15 protein-coding genes are annotated in these 20,052 nt (G+C 72.1%); 4 read left to right on the top strand and 11 right to left on the bottom strand.

The features are described 5' to 3' along the window. Positions 1-34 precede the first annotated feature (34 nt). A complete protein-coding gene (locus HQM25_RS06410) occupies positions 35-1,054 on the bottom strand; it encodes a DUF1648 domain-containing protein (protein ID WP_172989486.1) in 1,020 nt (339 codons plus the stop codon). Next, complete coding sequence (locus tag HQM25_RS06405; protein ID WP_172989485.1) at positions 1,047-1,403, bottom strand: GntR family transcriptional regulator; 357 nt, start codon at positions 1,401-1,403, stop codon at positions 1,047-1,049. Before HQM25_RS06405 ends, HQM25_RS06410 begins: the two co-directional genes overlap by 8 nt. 92 nt (positions 1,404-1,495) lie before the next feature. On the opposite strand from HQM25_RS06405, the gene HQM25_RS06400 reads away from it, so the two are divergent. Further along, positions 1,496-1,969, top strand: a complete 474-nt coding sequence (locus HQM25_RS06400) for a DUF4442 domain-containing protein (protein WP_172989484.1) — start codon at positions 1,496-1,498, stop codon at positions 1,967-1,969. On the opposite strand, the gene HQM25_RS06395 is transcribed toward HQM25_RS06400, so the two are convergent. Further along, entirely contained in the window at positions 1,947-2,741 is a 795-nt protein-coding gene (locus HQM25_RS06395) for an SGNH/GDSL hydrolase family protein (RefSeq protein WP_172989483.1), read from the bottom strand. The genes HQM25_RS06400 and HQM25_RS06395 overlap by 23 nt on opposite strands. A gap of 94 nt (positions 2,742-2,835) precedes the next feature. Here HQM25_RS06395 and HQM25_RS06390 point away from each other — a divergent pair, with 94 nt between their 5' ends. Then, positions 2,836-4,086 (top strand): APC family permease, encoded by a 1,251-nt coding sequence (locus tag HQM25_RS06390; RefSeq protein ID WP_172989482.1) that lies wholly within the window; start codon positions 2,836-2,838, stop codon positions 4,084-4,086. Here the strand turns inward: HQM25_RS06390 and hisS are convergent. The 3 genes from hisS to nhaA all read right to left on the bottom strand — a co-directional run bounded on the left by hisS (position 4,070) and on the right by nhaA (position 7,323). Next, positions 4,070-5,329: a histidine--tRNA ligase gene (gene hisS / locus HQM25_RS06385; RefSeq protein WP_217275218.1), complete on the bottom strand. Its 1,260-nt coding sequence runs from the start codon at positions 5,327-5,329 to the stop codon at positions 4,070-4,072. The genes HQM25_RS06390 and hisS overlap by 17 nt on opposite strands. A gap of 171 nt (positions 5,330-5,500) precedes the next feature. Further along, complete coding sequence (locus HQM25_RS06380) at positions 5,501-6,205, bottom strand: MazG nucleotide pyrophosphohydrolase domain-containing protein (protein ID WP_172989480.1); 705 nt, start codon at positions 6,203-6,205, stop codon at positions 5,501-5,503. Then, entirely contained in the window at positions 6,166-7,323 is a 1,158-nt protein-coding gene (nhaA, locus tag HQM25_RS06375; RefSeq protein WP_172989479.1) for a Na+/H+ antiporter NhaA, read from the bottom strand. Before nhaA ends, HQM25_RS06380 begins: the two co-directional genes overlap by 40 nt. A gap of 155 nt (positions 7,324-7,478) precedes the next feature. Between nhaA and HQM25_RS06370 the strand changes: the two genes are divergently transcribed. After that, a complete protein-coding gene (locus tag HQM25_RS06370) occupies positions 7,479-10,151 on the top strand; it encodes a phosphoenolpyruvate carboxylase (RefSeq protein WP_172989478.1) in 2,673 nt (890 codons plus the stop codon). 42 nt (positions 10,152-10,193) lie between these two features. On the opposite strand, the gene HQM25_RS06365 is transcribed toward HQM25_RS06370, so the two are convergent. After that, positions 10,194-10,796, bottom strand: a complete 603-nt coding sequence (locus HQM25_RS06365; RefSeq protein ID WP_172989477.1) for a gamma carbonic anhydrase family protein — start codon at positions 10,794-10,796, stop codon at positions 10,194-10,196. A 125-nt stretch (positions 10,797-10,921) separates the two neighbouring features. Here HQM25_RS06365 and HQM25_RS06360 point away from each other — a divergent pair, with 125 nt between their 5' ends. Next, positions 10,922-12,376 carry a TRAP transporter substrate-binding protein gene (locus tag HQM25_RS06360; protein ID WP_172989476.1) on the top strand — a complete coding sequence of 485 codons (1,455 nt, stop codon included), beginning with the start codon at positions 10,922-10,924 and terminating at the stop codon, positions 12,374-12,376. 12 nt (positions 12,377-12,388) lie between these two features. On the opposite strand, the gene HQM25_RS06355 is transcribed toward HQM25_RS06360, so the two are convergent. The 4 genes from HQM25_RS06355 to mfd form a co-directional block, all read right to left on the bottom strand. Then, the gene (locus HQM25_RS06355; RefSeq protein ID WP_172989475.1) at positions 12,389-13,033 is read right to left on the bottom strand and encodes a response regulator transcription factor; all 645 of its coding nucleotides are present in this window, start codon (positions 13,031-13,033) and stop codon (positions 12,389-12,391) included. Between the two features lie 9 nt (positions 13,034-13,042). After that, positions 13,043-14,725, bottom strand: coding sequence for a histidine kinase dimerization/phosphoacceptor domain-containing protein (locus HQM25_RS06350; RefSeq protein WP_172989474.1), 1,683 nt, complete (start codon positions 14,723-14,725; stop codon positions 13,043-13,045). After that, on the bottom strand, positions 14,722-16,329 hold the full coding sequence (locus tag HQM25_RS06345) for a sensor histidine kinase (protein ID WP_172989473.1): 1,608 nt from the start codon (positions 16,327-16,329) through the stop codon (positions 14,722-14,724). The genes HQM25_RS06350 and HQM25_RS06345 overlap by 4 nt, the downstream gene beginning before the upstream one ends. 79 nt (positions 16,330-16,408) lie before the next feature. Then, positions 16,409-20,029 carry a transcription-repair coupling factor gene (gene mfd, locus HQM25_RS06340; RefSeq protein WP_172989472.1) on the bottom strand — a complete coding sequence of 1,207 codons (3,621 nt, stop codon included), beginning with the start codon at positions 20,027-20,029 and terminating at the stop codon, positions 16,409-16,411. Between the last annotated feature and the right edge of the window lie 23 nt (positions 20,030-20,052).

Raw genomic sequence — 20,052 nt, 5'->3', positions numbered from 1 at the left:
GCCGCGTCAACCGACCCGCGGCATCCCGGTGTCCTCACTCGGCGTCGGCGCGGGCGCGCAGCCCCTCCAGCAGCGCGGCCCCGGTCGCCGCGTCATCGACCGTGACCACGAACGGCTTCTTCCCGGTGCGGGCGACCTCGATCGCCTCGCCGGTGCGCAGCACGACGCCGAAGCGGCCGTCGGCGGCCAGGCGCAGGCCCCATCCGCCGAACTGGCCCATCGGGTCGACCTCGATGACGGAGGCGTGCTCGATCCGCTCGAGGGGCACCCGGAAACGCGGGATGCCGAGCACGGAGTCGACGGCGAGCCCGTGCTCGTCGACCCGGACGTGGAACGTGGCCGTCGTCGCGACGAGCACCAGCAGCACCAGCGCGACACCCGTGAGGATCCAGGCCACGGTGGTGTCGGCGCCCACCACCCATGCCCCGATGGCCAGTCCCACGATCAGCAGCACGGCCGACACGAGCACGATGAGACCCGCACGGGCGATCGAGACGTGCCGCATCCACACCGCGGTCTCGCCGGGGGTCAGTGCCAGCGGAGCGGCGGCCGCCGTCGAACCGGGGGCGGGGTAGTCCCGCGGCTGCGCGAACCAGGCGATCACCCCGATCGCGACGGCGAGCGCGAAAACGGGGAGGATCGCCGGCCAGAACGGCAGCTCCACGGTCGCGGGGTCCTGCACGTCGATCTGGATGACAAGCGTCCAGGTGAGGAGCACGGTGATCAGCACGGTCGTGGCCGCCGAGAGCGAGCCGAGGAGTCGATAGCTCGCGCCGCGGTCGCCGCGGCGCAGACCGGGGAGCGCGCAGAGGGCGAGGAGGGCGGGGATGCCGAGCCCCAGCACCGCGGTCATGAGGGGGTTCAGCCACGACGGGGCGAACCCGTCGGGCAGGCCCGACGCGCGCCAGTGCGAGGCGACGACGTCGGGAACGCGCGGGAGCGCCACGAGCTGCACCACCACGGCGATGACGGTGAGCGTGATGGGCAGGATCAGCGCGACGGCGACGAACCGGCCGATCGTGTGCGGGGTGCCGGCGGGGCGGTGGTCAGTCATCGTGGGTGAACTCCTTCACGAGAGCGGCGAGGACATCGGGCGAGACACCCTTCGCGCGGGCGGATCGGACGAGCTGCGCCACCTGGTCGCGCAGCGACGCGAGGTCGCCGGCCGCATCGGTGACGACGGCGCCGCGGCCGCGGCGCATATCGAGGAGCCCCTCGTCGCGCAGCTCCTGGTAGGCGTGCAGCACGGTGTGCACGTTGATGCCGAGCGCGCCCGCGACCTCACGGGCGGCCGGAAGGCGGTCACCCGGGCGAAGTCGGCCTGAGGCGGCATCGGAGCGGATGGAGGCGGCCACCTGCGCGAACAGCGACACCTCACTGGCGGGATCGATTCTGAGCAGCACAGCACTACTCTATATGAACTAGAACAACTCCAAGTTGTCGGCGTTCCACAATCGGTTTCGGACCCGGCCGCCGGCTGCGGCATTCTGTCCGCATGCGCGTGACCCCCCGACGACTGGCCATCGGCATGAGCCTGTGGGCTCCCAACCTCTGGAGCGGCATCCGCGTGAAGCGGTTCGCCGACGACTGGACCAGCGCGGTCGTGGAGCTGCACGTCAACCCGATCACCCGCAACTACGTGGGCACGGCCTTCGGCGGGTCGATGTCCGCGATGACCGATCCCTACTTCTTCATGCTCGTGATGCACCAGCTCGGTCGCGATCACGTGGTCTGGGACACGCGCGGCGAGATCGAGTTCGTCAAACCCGGCCGGGGCGTGCTCACGGCGCACTTCTCGGTGCCACTCGAGAAGGCGGAGGAGCTGCGGGAGCGCGCGCGGGGCGGGGCGAAGGTGCTCGAGTGGTTCGAGACCGACATCGTGGATGCCGCGGGTGAGGTCGTCGCGCGCGTGCGGCGAGAGGTCTACGTGCGGGAGAAGCGACGCGTCACCGAGGCGTCGGCGCGCTGAGGGCATCGACCAGCGCCGGCAGCAGCGCGTCCGCCGTGCGGCGATAGCCGAGAGCGCTCGGGTGGAAGCGGTCGAGGCTGAACATCTCCTCGGGCTGCGAGACGAAGAACGGCCCGACCGCGCGGCCGAGCGGGACGACGTGCGCACCCGCCTCCCGCGCCGTCGTCGCCTGGGCAGCCGCCAGCTGGCGCGACAGCCGCCCGCCGAGCGTCCGCAGCGGCTGCGGGACCGGTCGCAGTGCGCCGAGATCGGGGCAGGTGCCCACCACGACCGCCGCTCCCCTCGCCCGCAGGCGCTCGATCGCCCGTCGCAGGTGGGCGGTCGAGGCCGACACGGGCACCCGGTGCGTGACGTCGTTCCCGCCGACCACGATGACCGCGACATCGGGCGCGCAGTCCGCGGGGAGGGCGTCGATCTGCGCGTCCAGCGCCGAGGACTCCGAGCCGACGACCGCGGCGGTGCGCAGGCGCACCGGACGGCGCAGGCGACGCCCCAGCGCCCGCGCGAGGCGCGCGCCGAGCGTGTCCTTGCGCCGCAGCGCCCCGAGCCCGGCGGCGATCGAGTCGCCGAGCACGACGAGTTCGATCGGCTTCCCCGCCTGCGACTTCCGCCACACGCGGTCTGCATCGATCGCCTCCTCGCCGAGCGGCTTGCCGATCCGCCGTCGGGCGATCGCCGCCTGCCGAATGAGCACGAGGCGCGTGCCGAGCAGCAGGGCCGCGACCCCCGCGAGCGCCCCGACCGTCCGCACGACCACGCTCGTCCCGCTCATGTGCTCGATTGGACACGGCAGCGGTGAACTCCCGCTGACGGCGAGGTGTCCACGAGCGCACGTTCGGTTCGCGCGGGAGCGCTAGGGTTCGCTCGTGAGTGCCCCCGCCCTGCAGCGCCGCCTCGGCCTGGCCGACGCCGTGTTCCTCGGGCTGGGCTCCATGATCGGCGCGGGGGTGTTCGCGGTCTGGGCTCCCGCCGCCCAGGCTGCGGGAACGGGCCTGCTCCTGGGGCTCGCGATCGCGGCGGTGGTGGCCTTCGGCAACGCCACCTCGACCGCGCAGCTGGCCGCCGCACATCCCACCTCCGGGGGCGCGTACGCGTACGGGCGTGCCGAGCTCGGTCCGTGGTGGGGGTTCGTCGCGGGCTGGGGGTTCGTCATCGGGAAGACGGCGAGCTGCGCCGCGATGGCGCTCACCTTCGCCGCGTACGCGGCGCCCACCGGGTGGGAGCGACCGGTCGCGATCCTCGCCGTGCTCGCCCTGGTGGCCGTGAACGCGTTCGGCATCACGCGTACCGCCCAGCTCACCCGGGCGATCGTGGTGGTGGTTCTGCTGGGGCTGGCTGTCGCCGTCGCGGCGACGACGGCGGCGCCCGATCCCGCCGGTCTCGCCGACGGCGCGCCGCTCTCCGGCGGCTGGTACGGCATCCTGCAGTCGGCGGGTCTGCTCTTCTTCGCGTTCGCGGGGTACGCCCGCATCGCCACCCTGGGCGAGGAGGTGCGGGATCCCGGCCGCACGATCCCCCGCGCGATCGTGCTCGCGTTCGCCGGGGCCGTCGTCGTGTACGCGGTCGTCGCGGTCGCGGTGCTCACCACGCTCGGAGCGCCGGCGACCGCGGCGTCGACCGCTCCGGTCGCCGACGCCGTGCGGGCCTCGGGGTGGGAGTGGGCGCCGCCGATCGTGCGCGTGGCGGCCGCCGCGGCATCCCTCGGCGCGCTCCTCGCGCTGATCGCCGGTGTCGGCCGCACGACGTTCGCCATGGCACGCGAAGGGGATCTTCCGGCGTTCCTCGCGACCGTGCACCCGCGATGGCACGTGCCGCGCCGCGCCGAGATGGTCGTCGGAGCCGTCGTCGTGACCGCCGTGGCCCTGGTCGACCTCAGAGGCGCCATCGGCTTCTCGTCGTTCGGTGTGCTGCTGTACTACCTGGTCGCGAATCTGGCCGCCGTCGCTCAGCGCGCGCAGGCGCGCCGCTACCCGCGCGCGCTCGCGGTCATCGGAGCGAGCGGGTGCGGCATCCTGGCCCTCACCCTGCCCTGGCAGGCGGTCGTCGCCGGCGTCGGCGTGCTCGCTCTGGGGGTCGCGTACCGGCTCGTGCGGCTGCGGCTCACGCGAGCGGCTTGACCTCGAGGTCCTCCCGCACGGCCCCCGGGCTCACCGTCGCGAAGCCCGTGTAGCCGTCGGCGGCGGCGCGCTCCAGCAGCGCCTTGAGGTTCTTCGTGCGCGTCTCCAGCCGCACGCGGGAGCCCTCCGACACGAGCGCCGCCTTCAGCGCCACCAGTTCCGACACCGGCACGTCGCGGGCGTGCACGAGCACGATCGCCCGCGCTCCGCCGGCGTCGGAGGCGTCGACGAGGTCGACGATCCGCTCGAAGCCGATCGAGAACCCGACCGCGGGCACCTCCTGGCCGAGGAAGCGGCCGATCATGCCGTCGTACCGGCCGCCGCCGCCGAGAGAGTAATCCACCGACGGGTGCGCCAGCTCAAAGATCGTGCCCGTGTAGTAGCCCATGCCCCGCACGAGGAACGGGTCGAACACGAGCGGGATGTCGGTTGCGGCGCCGCGCGCCGCCGCGACCGCCTCGCCGATGCCGACCAGGTGAGCCACGACGTCGTCGGGCGCGCTCTCGGGCAGGAGCTTGCGGATCTGACGCTCGCCGTACGGATTGTGCTCGAGCGTGACAGGCCGCGTGAGGAAGGCGTCGAACGCGTCCACGGCCGCCGGCGTGACATTGCGCTCGCGCAGCTCGGCGACGATCCCCTGCGAGCCGATCTTGTCGAGCTTGTCGATCGTGATGAGCACACCCGGGCGCTCCTCGGGTGCGAAGCCGAAGGCATCCAGCATCCACTCGAGCACGCGCCGGTCGTTGATGCGCACGGTGCCGCCGCGCAGGTCCAGCGCGTCGAGCGTGTCGAGGGTCGCCACGATCAGCTCCGCCTCGGCGCGTGCCGACGGGTCGCCCATGATGTCGATGTCGCACTGCACGAACTGGCGGTAGCGCCCCTTCTGCGGACGCTCGGCGCGCCAGACCGGCGCGATCTGGATGCTGCGGAAGACCGTCGGCAGGTGGCCCCGGTGGGTGGCGTAGAAGCGGGCCAGCGGCACCGTCAGGTCGTAGCGCAGGCCGAGGTCGGTGAGGTTCGCCGGCTCGTCGGCCGCCGCGCGGATGGCGTCGGCGTCGAGACCCCGGGCGAGCACGTTGTACGCGAGCTTCTCGTTGTCGCCGCCGATGCCCGAGTGCAGCCGCCCGTACTCCTCGACGACCGGGGTCTCGATCTCGTCGAAGCCGTGCGCGCGGTAGCGCTCGCGGATCACGGCGAGCACGCGCTCGCGGCGGGCCTTGTCGGCGGGGAGGAAGTCGCGCATGCCGCGCGGAGGGTTCACGGTGGGCACCGAACCATTGTTCCAGGTCGCTGCGCTCCCCTGGATCCGGTGGCGCGCCGCTCCCCCGGATCAGGTGATCCGCCGGGAACAGGACGATGCGCCCGAAAAGCGACCTGTCTGCGCCGGATCACCTGATCTCGGCGAGGGCGGGCGTCAGGCGGCGGGACCGGCCTCGGCCGCGCGCACGTCGTCCTGCAGGCGGCGCAGGCGTTCCCGGAGGGCGCGCTCCGCGTCCCAGCCGTGCTCGCGGGCGAGCGCGGCCAGCGCGAGAAGTGCGTCGCCGAGCTCCGCCTCCGTCGTCGGCGAGGAGGCTGCGGCCGGCACCGGAGGGAGAGTGGATGCCGCGACCGGCCGCACCCGCCCGACCAGCTTCTGGGCGAGGGCGAGACTCGGCATGCGGTCGCTCACGCCGTCGAGCACGCTCGTGCGGGTGCGCTTCTCCGCGGCCTTCGCCGCGTTCCAGTGCACCAGCACCTCTTCGGGCGTCTGGGCGACCGCGTCGGCGAACACATGCGGATGGCGGCGCACCATCTTCTCGCTGAGCCCGCGGGCGACGTCATCGATGTCGAACGGCGCCTGCGCGTCGCGCGAGGCGATCTCGGCGTGGAAAAGGACCTGCCACAGCAGGTCGCCGAGCTCCTCCTGGAGCTCGGCGCGCGTGCCGGCCTCGACGGCGTCGATGAGCTCGGCCGACTCCTCCTCCAGGTACGGCACGAGGGCGCGGTGGTCGATCTGCTGGGTCCACACGCAGCGGTCGCGCACCGCGCGCATGACCTCTGCCGCCTCGCGGAGGGGATCGGTCGTGCGCGGCTGGTCGGTCACGTCGTCGCGGTCGCCGCGGCCCGTCGGTAGGTCCATGCCCGCCACGATACGAGAGCTCCGGCCAGCACGAGCGAGATGATCGAGCCGGCGAGCACGCCCAGCGTCGCCTCGTCCCGCAGCAGCGGGTCGCCGGCGAAGGCGAGCTCCGACAGCAGCAGCGACACCGTGAACCCGATGCCGCCGAGGGCTCCCGCGGCCATGAGGTCGGTGAAGGTGAGCTCCGGCGCGTTGCCGTCGCGCGCGCCGACCCGCAGCGAGATCCAGCCGAAGAGCGAGATGCCGACGATCTTTCCGACCGGAAGAGCCACCAGCACACCCCAGAACGCGGGTGAGAGCTCGCTCATCGAGATCGCCGGGATGGTCACCAGCGCCGCCGAGAACGCGAACAGCGGGAGCACGACCGCGTTCACCCACGGCTCGAGCGCGTGGCGCGCGTGCAGGGCGGGCCGCTGGGCCATCGCGAGGCCGAGCGCGACGCCCGCGATCGTGGCGTGCACGCCGGAGAGGTAGGTGAGCACCCACACGGCCACCGCGATCAGCACGAGCGCGATCGAGACGACCGCGCGGTTCGACCCGTTCATGCGACGGCTCAGGAAGCCGAACACGATCACCAGGAGAGCTGCCCCGCCGAGGACGGCGTAGTTCACGTCGGTGGTGAACAGCACCGCGATGAACACGATGCCCACGATGTCGTCGAGGATCGCGAGGGCGAGCAGGAACACCCGCAGGGCGGAGGGCAGACCGCGCCCGAACACGGCGAGCACGCCGAGGGCGAACGCGATGTCGGTGGCTGTCGGGATCGGCCAGCCGCGCGCCGAGTCGGAGCCCCACGTGATGGCGGCGAAGATCGCGATCGGCACCAGCACGCCCCCGGCGGCGGCGATCGCGGGCTGGAGCGCCTTCTTGGCCGAGTTCAGCTGGCCGTTGGTCAGCTCGAACTGGAGCTCCACGGCCACCACGAAGAAGAAGATCGCCAGCAGGCCGTCTTGGATCCAGTGGCCGACCGAGAGGTCGAACACGCCCGGGATGCCGAGATGGAAGTCCTTGATCTCGTGCGCCGCCTCGGCGAGCGGGGAGTTCGCGATGACGAGCGCGAGCAGGGCCGAGGCGAGCAGGATGATCGCGGGGAAGCGGGCGGAGCGAAGCAGCGACATAGGGTCCTCAGATCGGGGGGACGACGGGTCATCGCGTCGTCGCCGACCAGACTTCCCGGCACTCCGCGGGCAAGTCTATCGGTCGCCCGGACGCGTGCGTCGCACGATGACGGCCCCGTCACGTCGGCGTAACAGGCGGGCGATAGCGTGGAGGGATGCGTGAACTCACCCAGACCGAAGCGATCGACCTCGTGGGCCGATTCGAGGCCGGGCAGGAGATTCCCGAGCGCATGCGAGCGGATGTGCGCATGCTCGGAGCCCTCCTCGGACGTGTGCTCCGCGAGAGCGGATCCCCCGGGCTGTACGACGACGTCGAGCGGCTGCGGGTGGCGACGATCCAGGCCTACACCGACGAGACGCCCGAGGCGTTCGCGCGCGCGGCGAGGATCGCCGACGCCTTCACCGTGGCGCGTGCCGACGAGGTCGCGCGCGCCTTCACCGCGTACTTCCATCTCGTGAACCTCGCCGAGGAGCATCAGCGCGTGCGGGTGCTCCGCCAGCGCGACGGCCGACCCGACCGCGAGGAGGCCGGCGACTCGGTGGCGGCCGCCTTCGTGCGTTTGGCCGAGGAGGTCGGCGATGACACGGCGCTGCAGCGCCTGCAGGCGCTGCGCTTCCACCCCGTCTTCACCGCGCACCCGACCGAGGCGCGCCGGCGCGCCGTCTCCAGCAGCATCCGCCGGCTCTCGGCCCTGCTGGAGGAGCACGACGGAGCGCTGCGCAACGGCGCCGACGAGCGACGCGCCGAGCGGCGCATGCTCGAGGAGATCGACACCCTGTGGCGCACGGCGCCGCTGCGCGCCGAGAAGCCCTCCCCGACCGACGAGGTCCGCGCGGTCATGGCCGTGTTCGACGAGACCCTCTACACCGCGGTGCCGCACGTCTACCGGCGGGTCGACGACGCCCTGCAGGGCCCCGCCGCCGGCAGCCGCTCTCCGATCGTGCGTCCGTTCGTGCGGATCGGGTCGTGGGTCGGCGGCGACCGCGACGGAAACCCGTTCGTGACCGCGTCGGTCACGCGCAAGGCGTCGAAGATCGCGAGCGAGCACGTGCTCATCGGGCTCGAGCGCACCGCGGCGCGCATCGGGCGCGATCTCACCCTCGACGCCACCTCGACGCCGCCCAGCGATGCCCTCGTGGCCCTCTGGCAGCGTCTGCGGGCCGCCGACGAAGACGCGGCGACCGACATCGCCAAGCGCTCGCCCAACGAGCCGCACCGGCGCATCCTGCTGCTGATCGCGCGCAAGATCGCCGCGACGCGCGCGCGTGACGCCGATCTCGCCTACCGCGATCCGGAGCACCTCCTCGCCGACCTGCGGGTGGTGCAGGACTCCCTCGTGAAGGCCGGCGCTCCGCGCCAGGCCTACGGGCACCTGCAGCAGCTGCTGTGGCAGGTCGAGACGTACGGGTTCCACCTCACCGAACTCGAGGTGCGTCAGCACTCGGCGGTGCACGCGAAGGTGCTCGCCGAACTCGAGGCCGGCGGGGAGCGCAGCGAGCTCACCGAAGAGGTGCTCGACGTGTTCCGCGCGATCGTCTTCCTGCAGGAGCGGTACGGGCCGCGCGCCGCGGGCCGCTACGTGGTCTCGTTCACGCAGTCGGCCGAGGACCTCGCCACCGTCCACCGTCTCGCGGCCTACGCCGTCGGCGACGGCGGCACTCTGCCCGTGCTCGATGTCGTGCCCCTGTTCGAAACCTTCGCCGACCTGCAGGCCGCGCCAGGCATCCTCGCCGAGATCGTCACCCACCCCGCCTTCGCGGCGCGTCTGGAGGCCACCGGCCGGCGTCTGGAGGTCATGCTCGGCTACTCGGACTCGTCGAAGGATGTCGGTCCCGTGGCCGCCAACCTCGCGCTGTACGAAGCGCAGGCCAAGATCGCCGCGTGGGCGAAGGAGGAGGGCATCGAGCTCACTCTGTTCCACGGTCGCGGGGGCGCACTCGGCCGCGGCGGCGGCCCCGCCAACTCGGCGATCCTCGCGCAGCCGCCCCACTCGGTCGACGGCCGGTTCAAGCTCACCGAGCAGGGCGAGGTGATCTTCGCCCGCTACGGCGACCCCGCCATCGCCATGCGCCACATCGACCAGGTCGCCGCGGCGATCCTGATGGCCTCCGCTCCCTCGAACGAGGAGCGCAACCGCGCGGCCGCCGACCGGTACGCCGACATCGCGGCCACGATGGACACGGCATCCCGCGGCCGCTTCTTCGACCTCGTGAAGGCGCCCGGGTTCGCGCCGTGGTTCGCCCGCGTGACGCCCATGGAGGAGATCGGCCTGCTCGCCCTCGGTTCGCGGCCCGCGCGGCGCGGCCTGTCGGTGGAGTCGCTCGAAGACCTCCGCGCCATCCCGTGGGTGTTCGCGTGGACGCAGGCGCGCATCAACCTCGCCGGCTGGTTCGGCCTGGGAACGGCGCTGGAGGCGGTCGGCGACGAGGAGCGTCTCATCGAGGCGTACCAGCAATGGCCGCTGCTGCGCACCCTCATCGACAACGTCGCCATGAGCCTCGCCAAGGCCGACGCGCGCATCGCGCGACGCTACCTCGACCTCGGCGACCGCGACGACCTCGCCGATCTCGTCATGGACGAGATGGCGCTGACCCGATCCTGGGTGGTGCGGCTCACCGGCGGCACGGAGCTGCTGGGCAACAAGCCGGTGCTCCAGCGCGCGGTGAAGATGCGCAGCCCGTACGTCGATGCCCTCTCGCTGCTCCAGCTGCGCGCCCTCCGCGCCCTGCGCGACGCCGACCCGTCGGCGCCGGTCGATCCGGAGCAGCAGCGCCTCCTGCTGCTGTCGGTGTCGGGCGTCGCCGCCGGCCTGCAGAACACCGGGTGACATCGAGGATGCCGCGGGCCGCGGCATCCCGCACGCGACGGCTCAGCCGTCGACGCGGTGGTCGTCGGCGTGACGGGCGAGACTGCGCCCGTAGCGCTCGGTGAGCTGGACCATGAGGTCCGGCGTGTCCCGGTCGAGCCCGAAGACATAGCCGGGGAAGTCCAGCTCGCGCTGGGCGGCCCAGATCTCCTCGTGGCGATCGGGCGGCAGGATCTGCACCGGCTCCCCCACGGCGACCCAGCCGATCGGCACGACCGTCTCCCGCGGCAGCGTGGTGCGCAGGTGCACGACCGCGTTGATGCGCACCTCGCTGCGGGCGCCGATGTGCGCGCCGTTGAAGATGCGCGTGCCGGTGGCCAGGAACACCTCGTCGTCGACCACCGCGCCCGACACGCTCGCCATCGGCCCCACCAGCACGTGGTCGCCGATGTGCACGGGGTTCGTGGCGGTCGCGCGGATCAGCGCGTTCTCCATCACGATCACGTTCTCCCCCAGCGTGATCGCCCCGCCCTCGGCCGTGATCACCGCCCCGTGGAGCACCTGGCAGTCGGCCCCGATCGTGACGTCGCCGCTGATGACGGCGGTGGCCGCGATCACGGCATCGGGATGGATGCGGGGCTGGGCCCCGAGGTGCTCGAATCTCATTGCGGCCTCCCCGCGCCGGCAGGCACCGCGATCTGCGTGCCACCACTGAGTCGACTCCCGCGCTCGCACGGATCCGCCTTGTCGCCGACATTCCTATCTTCGACACTGTACGAAAGGAGATCGCCATGCGCACCACCTCACCCGCAGCGATCCTCGTCGGTGTCGCCGCGCTGGTCTGCGCCGGCTGCGCGGCGCCGGTCGATCGGGCCGGCGCGACGTCGGAATCGGTCACGCTCACCTTCGCGAATCCCTACGCGCACCTGGACTACGTCCCGCAGGTGACGGAGTTCGTGAACGCCGTCGAGGAGGTCTCCGGGGGAATGATCACGATCGACCTCCGACACCTCTGGCGCGATTTCGCGCCCGGGTTCGAGAAGAGCACGATCGAGGACGTCGCGGCAGGCGAGGTCGACCTCGCCTGGGTGGGCACCCGCGCGTTCGATCTCTTGGACGAGCCGGCCTTCGCACCCCTGACCGCCCCCTTCGTGGTGGACAGCATGGAGCTGCAGCGCGCCATCGTCGAAAGCGAGATCCCCGCCGCGATGATCGACCAGCTCTCACTCGACGGAGTGATCGCGGTGGGCGTGCTGGCCGGTGGCCTGCGTCACCCGTTCGCCGTGGATGCGCCGATGACCGAACTGGCCGACTTCGACGGCATCACGTTCCAATCGTTCCCGTCCGAGCTCTCTGCGGCCTCGATCAGCGCCCTGGGCGCCCATCCCGTCAGCGACGTGCCCGAGGGGTTGGACGCCGGACTCGACGACGGCAGCATCCAGGGCTTCGAGAAGCAGTTCTCCACCGTCGCCATCAACAACACGGTGCGCTTCGCCCCGTACGTCACCAGCGACGTGGTGCTCTGGCCGGAGACGATCGCCCTGATCGGGAACGCGGCACGCCTGGAGGGGCTCACCCCGACTCAGCGGGAGTGGATCGACGAGGCCGCACAGCAGGCGTCGCTCGCATCGCCGCAGACCACCCCCGACGAGGTCGAGGGCATGACGATGTTCTGCATCGCGGGCGGTCGGATCGATCGAGCCGGCGCAGACGCGATCGCGGAGATGGCGCGTTCTGTCGAGCCTGTGCTCGACGAGATCCGCGCGCTCCCCGGCGGCGCATCCTCGCTCGATGCCATCCTCGCCCTGAAGTCGGAGATCGACGCAGATCCGGTCTCGATCCCCGCCGAGTGCGACCCGGCGGCCACATCTCCCTCGAGCTCCTCGGCCACTGGGGATGCCGAGGAGCTCGAGGGCGTCTACCGGTTCGAGTTGACCGCCGAGGACGCCGAGGCGGCCGGCCGGCCCGACGACCCTCGATACCCCTGGCCCTGGATCACCACGCTGACGCTCGCCGACCACACGTGGAACCACCGCGTGCGAGACGGAAGGCAGGAAGCGGACTACGGCGGCGGCACGTACATCGTCACCGGCGAAGAGCTCACGCTCGTGTGGAGCGACGGCGCACGGATGGAGTTCGGATTCGCGCAGGGCGAGGACGGCGACCTCGTGCTCACGCCGGGTCCGGGCCTGGGCGACGAGGACGCCTGGGTGTGGACGACCAAGACGCTGGAGAAGATCGACTGACCAGAGCGGCTCTCATCCCCGGAGGAACGTGAGCACCGCGAGGACGCGGCGGTGCTGGTCGGGACCTTCGACGAGTCCCAGCTTGTCGAATACATTCCGCACGTGGGTCTCGATCGTCCGCTCCGTGACGAACATCGCCGACGCGATGGCTCGGTTGGTGAGTCCCTCAGCCAGATAGGACAGGACCTCCCGCTCGCGTGCGCTCAGCCGCGCGAGCGGGTCGTCGCGTCGGATCCGAGCCAGCAGCTGGGCGACGATGGTGGGATCGACGACGCATTGCCCGTGGTGGACGCGATCGAGGGCGTCGAGCAGGACGTGCGCGTCGAGGATCCGATCCTTGATCAGGTAGCCGATCCCGTTGGGGCTCTCCTCGATGAGGCGCTCCGCGTAGGCCGACTCCACGTACTGCGACAGCACGAGCACGGCCGTCGCGGGAAGCTCGGCGCGTATCCGCTGGGCGGCGTCCAGCCCTTCAGTCGTGTGCGTCGGCGGCATGCGGATGTCGATGATCGCAGCATCCGGCATCGCGTCCGACACCATCCCCATCAGCTGCGCGACATCGCCCGCCTCACCGACGACGTCGTGCCCGCCTCCGCGCACCGTCTCCACGATGCCGCGTCGCATCAGCAGGGAATCGTCCGCGACCACCACGCGCATGGCCGGAGTCTACGCGGGCGTCTCGGAGCGGGTGGGCACGCGCGCTGACGTGCCCTCGGGCGCGATGGCACCGCCGACCGCCCCGATGCGGTCGACGACGCCTCCACCGACCGGCAGCCGAGGGAACCCCGGTGCACGCACGGTGACCGAGATCGCGACAGCCGATCCTTCGAGAATCACTTCGATATCGGGGGCGCCGCCGGCCGCCGCCGATGCGATCGCTTCGACGGCGAAGAGGTACAGTGCGGCTTCCTCGGCCGCCGCCGCCCGCGGGGGTTCGCCACGCACCGAGACCGCGACCGGGGCTGTGAGCGCATGGCTTCGCAGGGCGGACACGAGACCGTCGTTGGCGAGCACGACCGGGTATATCCCGTGAGCCACCTCCCGCAGATCCTCCAGCGCGGCGCGGGCCTCCCCGACTGCCTGCTCGAGTTCGGCCGCGACCGGCGATCCTTGCCGCCCAGCCGCATCCGCTGCCGCGCGCAGGCGCCACGCGAGACCGATCAGCTCCTGCTGCGCGCCGTCGTGGAGATCCCGCTCCAGTGCCCGGCGGCGCGCGTCCGCAGCCGCCACGACACGGGCGCGCGACACGCGCAGCTCCCGGATCCTCCCGTCCAGCTCGATCCGCAGGGCTTCATTCCCGATCGCGAGACGCAGCGCAGGCCCGATCTCGTCCACGAGCAGGTCGAGATCGCGGCGATGGGTGATGGCGGCGACTTCGCGCCCACCGGACACCACGCGCACGGCCCGCACGTCGGGATCCCGGGGCGCCCCCGACTCGTCCACCCAGCCGTCTGCGACCCGGTACGCGACCCGCAGGGTCGGATCTCCGACGGCCTCGCCGAGAACCCTCTCCCACGACCCGCCGTCAGCGCCGGCGACGATCGCACGCAGCCGTCGTGCACGACCGGCGCCGGCCACGCTGCGCACCAGGTACAGGCCGGCCAGCGCGATGGACCCCGCCGCGGTGATCAGCAGGCCGGCGGCAACCGACCCGTCGGCGGGGTCGGCGTGCGATCCGGGCGCGGCGACGGCGACAACGGCGAGGCCGATGACGACGACGGCACGGGTCGCCGTCGTCGCGGTGAGCCGCCAAGCCGGAGACGACCTCGCGCTCGACGCCTGAATCGTGAGGGAGAGGGCGAGGGCGGCGCAGACCCCGGCCGACAGTGCCCACGCGACATCGACTGCCGGCACCCACGAGAGCAACGCGAACGGACTTCGGCGACAATCCGCCCAGCAGCCGGGGTCGTCGAACGGCTGATACATGGTGAGACGCAGCACCCCGGCGGCCGCGGCGACGACATAGCCCGACAGCACCAGACGCGGCACGATCGGACCCGCGGGCGGCGGCGCAGGGGCGCACAGATGAGCCAATGCCGCCGGCAGCATCACCGCGACAGATCCGGCCAGTGCGCTCAGCACGACCGGCGCTCCGGCCCCCAGGGTGGGCGCCAGCCACGCTGCGGAGGCGAGTGCCAGAGCTGCGGTCCGCCCACCCCGCGCTCGCGTGGAGGCGAGGACGATCGACACCGCGGCGGCCATGAGTCCGGCCACGAGCGCCGCGGACCCCGCCCATGGCGCGCGCATGAGCGGAGTCAGCGTCTGCGCGGGGGTGACCAGCACCGAGATCGCGACGAGGTCGATCGCGATGCACCCGCCCAGCAGCGCCCAGAGCGCGGCCCCCTTCACCGGGCGCTCCCCCGCATTGCGGTCGGAGGCTCCTCCTGCACGCGGCGACCGCGGGTCAGCGGGAACTCGGCTCGTACGGTCGTCCCCCCGCCAGGAGAACCGGAGAGGGTCAGCAGACCACCCCATGCGGCGACGCGATCGCGCAGACCGCCCAGACGTGCGTCGAGAGGCGCGCCTCCGATGCCGTCATCGTGGACCGCGACGACGAGGTCGTCGCCGCCCACGATCTGCACCAGCGCCGCCGCAGCGCCGGAGTGCTTGGCGACATTGGCCAGCGCCTCGGACACGACGTAGTAGACGGCGCGCTCGAGGTCCGGCGCCAGTGCGTCGACACGGATCTCCGTCGACACCGGAACCGGACAGGCCCGGGCCGCCGCATCGACGGCGGCAGTGAGCCCCTGCTCGTCGAGCACTCGCGGGTAGATGCCGGTGCGCACCCGCGCGAGGAGGTCCTCCATGGCCCGCACCGACGCGCGCAGCTCGTCGATCGTCGGCGTCAGTTCCGCCCCGGCGCGATCCGCCGACACGCGCAGCAGATCCGCGACCGCACGCAGTCGGGCACCCGCGCCGTCCGCGACGAGTGATTCCACGCGGCTCTCCTCCTGATCGGACGCCCGCAGGAGTCGCCGTCGCGACTGCGCGAGCAGCTCGGCCTGGTCTGCCAGCCGGGCACGCAGCATGGCGGCCCGCGCGTTGATGCGCACCGCGGTCTCCAGCGTGACCATGGCCGCGGCATCCATCGACACGGTCTCGTCGAGATCGATCTCGACGACGGACCGGTCATCGAGATGCACCCGCCGACGCACCCTCCCGACGGCGGATGTCTCACCCCCGGCCATCGCCGAAACTTCGGCGGTGCTCAGCCGCAGCTGCGGGTCGTCCACCGCCCAGGCGAGGGCGTCCCGGAGCGAGCCTTCCGCGTCCGCCATGGCGAGCACCCTGTCGGGCTCGATACGGGGCCGCACCACCGCTCCGATTCCGAGGAGCACGGCGGCGATGACGAATCCGACTTCGTAGACCAGGAGCGAGGCGGCGGCCGTCGGCGGTCCCGGGTCGACAGCCCGGGCCACCCCGGCCCCGCCCACCGCCAGTCCGAGGACGATGGCCGCGACCGCGGCCACGGTTCGCGAACGCCGGAGCCGCACCGGTGCACGCACGGCGGCCCAGACGGCCAGCGCGGCGTAGGCCCCCGCCCAGGCGGTCGCCCCCGCCGCGGTGCTCCACAGCGCAGGCACTGCGCAGATCGCATACGTCGCGACGATGCCCACCCGTCGGAGCGTCGATCCGGCCCGCGCCGTGGGAGGTGTGAAGGTCGCGTGCACGAGGAACGCGCGGTGCAGGTAGACAGCCTGCGCGGCGACGGCGCCAGCGGGACCGGGGAGGGCGGCGAGATCGCTCGCGAACCAGACGCCACCGGCCGCGACGAGCAGGAGGCCGACGACGGAGCGCGGGCGCGCGACCATCACCAGGACGCCCGTGAGGATCGCGGACGCACCGCTGGCCACGGCGACCGCGTCGGGGCTGCCGACGGCGAGCGCGCCCAGGCACAGCGCCGTCGCGGTCACGACCGTGACCGCATCGATCACCACGATCCGACGGATCATGCTCAGCCGCCTGCTGCGCTCACGCCGAGGCGCTCCGCCCCGGTCTGGCACCAGAGACTAGTGCGCCGGCACCGTGGTGTCAGCCGGTCGCGGCGGTCGCGCCGGGCGCGGCTTCCTTCTTCTCCGGCCACAGCTGTCCCAGCAGCTCCCCCACCCACGCGATGAGATCCGCATCGGCCAGCGGCTCCCCGCCGGCGGACGGCAACGGTACGACCAGGGCGTCGCCACCGGAGAGCAGCTTCGCCTTCGGGTGCAGTCGCTGCAGGCGCACCCGCATCGAATCCGGCAGGTTCGCGGGGGCGATGCGCAGGTTCGGGCCCATGGCCACCACGTCGGCCAGCCCCGCCTGGCCGGCCCGACGTCGCAGCCGCGCGACCGCGAGCAGGCCAGACACCTCGGCGGGCGGCTCGCCGTAGCGGTCGGTGAGCTCCTCGATGACGAGGTCGATCGCGTCGTCCTTCGCGGTGACGGCGGCCGCCGCGGACAGCTTCTGATACGCCTCCAGGCGCAACCGCTCGCTGTCGATGTAGTGCTCGGGGATGCGCGCCTGCACGGGCAGCTCCAGCCGCAGCTCGGTGGGACCCTCGGTCTCCTCGCCGCGGAAGGTCGCCACGGCCTCGCCGATCATGCGCAGATACAGGTCGAACCCCACCCCGGCGATGTGCCCCGCCTGCTCGGCCCCGAGGAGGTTGCCCGCGCCGCGGATCTCGAGGTCCTTGAGCGCGACCTGCATGCCCGAGCCGAGGTCGTTGTTGACGGCGATCGTCTCCAGGCGGTCGGCGGCGGTCTCGCTGAGCGGCTTCATGTCGTCGTAGAGGAAGTACGCGTACGCGCGCTCGCGCGCGCGGCCGACGCGGCCGCGCAGCTGGTGAAGCTGGCTGAGGCCGTACTTGTCGGCCCGGTCGATGATGATCGTGTTGGCGTTCGAGATGTCCAGGCCCGTCTCGATGATCGTGGTCGACACGAGCACGTCGGCCTTGCGCTCCCAGAAATCGTCGACGACCTGCTCCAACGCGTGCTCGCCCATCTGGCCGTGCGCGACGGCGATGCGCGCTTCGGGCACGAGCTCGGCGAGATCGGCGGCGACGCGCTGGATCGACTGCACGCGATTGTGCACGTAGAAGACCTGCCCCTCGCGCAGCAGCTCACGCCGGATGGCCGCGGCGATCTGCTTGTCGTTGCGCGCACCGACGTAGGAGAGGATCGGATGCCGGTCCTCGGGCGGGGTCTGCAGGGTCGACATCTCGCGGATGCCGGTCACCGCCATCTCGAGCGTGCGAGGGATCGGGGTCGCGCTCATCGCGAGGATGTCGACGTTGGTCTTCAGCTTCTTCAGCGAGTCCTTGTGCTCGACGCCGAAGCGCTGCTCCTCGTCGATGATCATGAGGCCGAGGTCCTTGAACAGCACCTTCTCGGTGAGGATGCGGTGGGTGCCGATGACCATGTCGACGGTGCCGTCGGCCAGCCCCGCCACCACCTCGCGGGCCTGCTTGTCGGTCTGGAAGCGCGAGAGCGCCTTCACCTTGACCGGGAAGCCGGCGAACCGCTCGGTGAAGGTCTCGAAGTGCTGCTTGACCAGCAGCGTCGTCGGCACGAGCATCGCGACCTGCTTGCCGTCCTGGATCGCCTTGAACGCGGCACGCACGGCGACCTCGGTCTTGCCGAAGCCGACATCACCCGACAGCAGCCGGTCCATGGGGATCGGCTTCTCCATGTCGGCCTTGATCTCGTCGATCGTCTGGAGCTGATCGGGGGTCTCGGCGAACGGGAACGCCTCCTCCAGCTCGCGCTGCCACGGGGTGTCGGGCCCGAAGGCGTGGCCCTTGGCGGCCATGCGCGCCGAGTAGAGCTTGACGAGCTCGACCGCGATGTCGCGCACCGCCTTGCGCGCCTTGGACTTCGCCTGCGCCCAGTCGCTGCCTCCCATCTTCGACAGAGCGGGGGCCTCGCCGCCCACGTACCGCGAGAGCTGGTCGAGCTGGTCGGTGGGCACGAAGAGCTTGTCACCCGGGTAGCCGCGCTTGCTGGGTGCGTACTCCAGCACGAGGTACTCGCGCTGGGTCTTCACGGCGTTGCGCCCGCCGGAGGAGACCTCGCGCTGGATCAGCTCCACGAACTTGCCGATGCCGTGCGTGGCGTGCACGACGTAGTCGCCGTTCTTCAGCTGCAGGGGGTCGACGACCGCCTTGCGGCGCGAAGCGAGCTTCTTGACGACCCGCTGATCGCCGCCGATCGTGCGGCCGTAGAACTCGTTCTCGGTGAGCACGGCGAGCTTCGCGTCGGCGCACTCGAACCCGCGCTCGAGGGTGGAGACCACGACGTGCGCGACCCCGGGCTCGAAGGCGTCCGCGATGTCGTCGACCTTGCGCGCGGCGATGCCCCGCTCGGCCAGCACGTCGCGCGCGCGCTCCACCAGGCCCGCGCCGGAGGCGGCGACCACGACGCGCCAGCCGTCGGCCAGCAGCGCGCCGACATGGGCTGTGGCGCCGTCGACGTTGCCCTGGAACGACGGCACGGCGGTGCCCGGCACCCGCACGGCGGCAGCGGCCTCCAGGGCGACGTCGATGTCGATCAGGCCCTCGGCACCCGCATCGGCCGCGCCGGAGTCGAACGCGCTGAGCGTCCACCAGACATCGCCGCGGGCGTGGGCGGCGGCCTGCAGCGCGGGCAGGGTCACGAAGTCTCCGGCGCCCAGGTCGATGGGGGTGTCGGCTCCCGCCGTGGCGGCACTCCATGCGGCATCCAGGAACTCGCGGTTGGTCTCGCCGAGGGTCATCGCGCGGGTGACGGCACGCTCGGGGTCGACGAGGGCCACGCCCGCCCCCTCGGGCAGGTAGTCGACGAGCGTCACGAGCGTGTCGAGCACGGCGGGCAGGAGCGACTCCATGCCCTCGACCGGGATGCCCTCCGACATCTTCTCGAGCATGCCGCGCAGGCCCGGGAAGCGGTCTCGCAGCTCGAGGGCGCGCTCGCGCACCTGTGCGGTGAGGAGCAGCTCCCGGCTGGGCAGCAGTTCGACGTCGGCGACGTCGCCCGGCAGCGAACGCTGATCGGCCACCGAGAAGGCGCGGATCTGCTCGACCTCGTCGCCGAAGAACTCGATGCGGTACGGGTGTGCGGCGATGGGCGGGAACACGTCGAGGATGCCGCCGCGCATCGCGAACTCGCCACGACGCGACACCATGTCGACGCGGTGATAGGCCAGCTCGACCAGCCGTGCCGCGACCTCGCCGAGGTCGTGGCCGCGGCCCCCCATGGTGAGGTGGACGGTCTCGGCGTCGGCGAGCCCCGGGGCGAGCGGCTGGATGGCGCCGCGCACGGACGCGGTCACGACGAGGGGACGCGCGCCGTCCCAGCGCGCGACGCGATGCAGCACGTCGAGCCGCCGTCCGACGATCTCGGCGCTCGGGCTCAGCCGTTCGTGGGGCAGGGTCTCCCAGGCGGGGAAGTGCAGCACCTCGGCGCCGGGCAGCAGCGCTTCCAACGCCGGACCGAGCGATTCGGCACGGCGGCCGGTGGGCGCGACGACCAGCAATGCACCGGGCCGGCCCGCCTGGCGTCGCCGCTCCAGCAGTGCGGCCAGCAGCGGGGCACCGAGCCCCTCGACGAGGGAGAAGTCTGCGTCGACGGGCGCCGCCGCGACGGCATCCCGGAATGACTCAGCCTGCTCGAGGGCGCGAACGATCCCGGGAACTGTCACCGCAGAAGTCTACGCGGGGCGCG

The sequence above is a fragment of the Microbacterium hominis genome (assembly GCF_013282805.1).
Classification (GTDB): domain Bacteria; phylum Actinomycetota; class Actinomycetes; order Actinomycetales; family Microbacteriaceae; genus Microbacterium; species Microbacterium hominis_B.
This window is presented reverse-complemented; position numbering and strand designations above follow the sequence as displayed.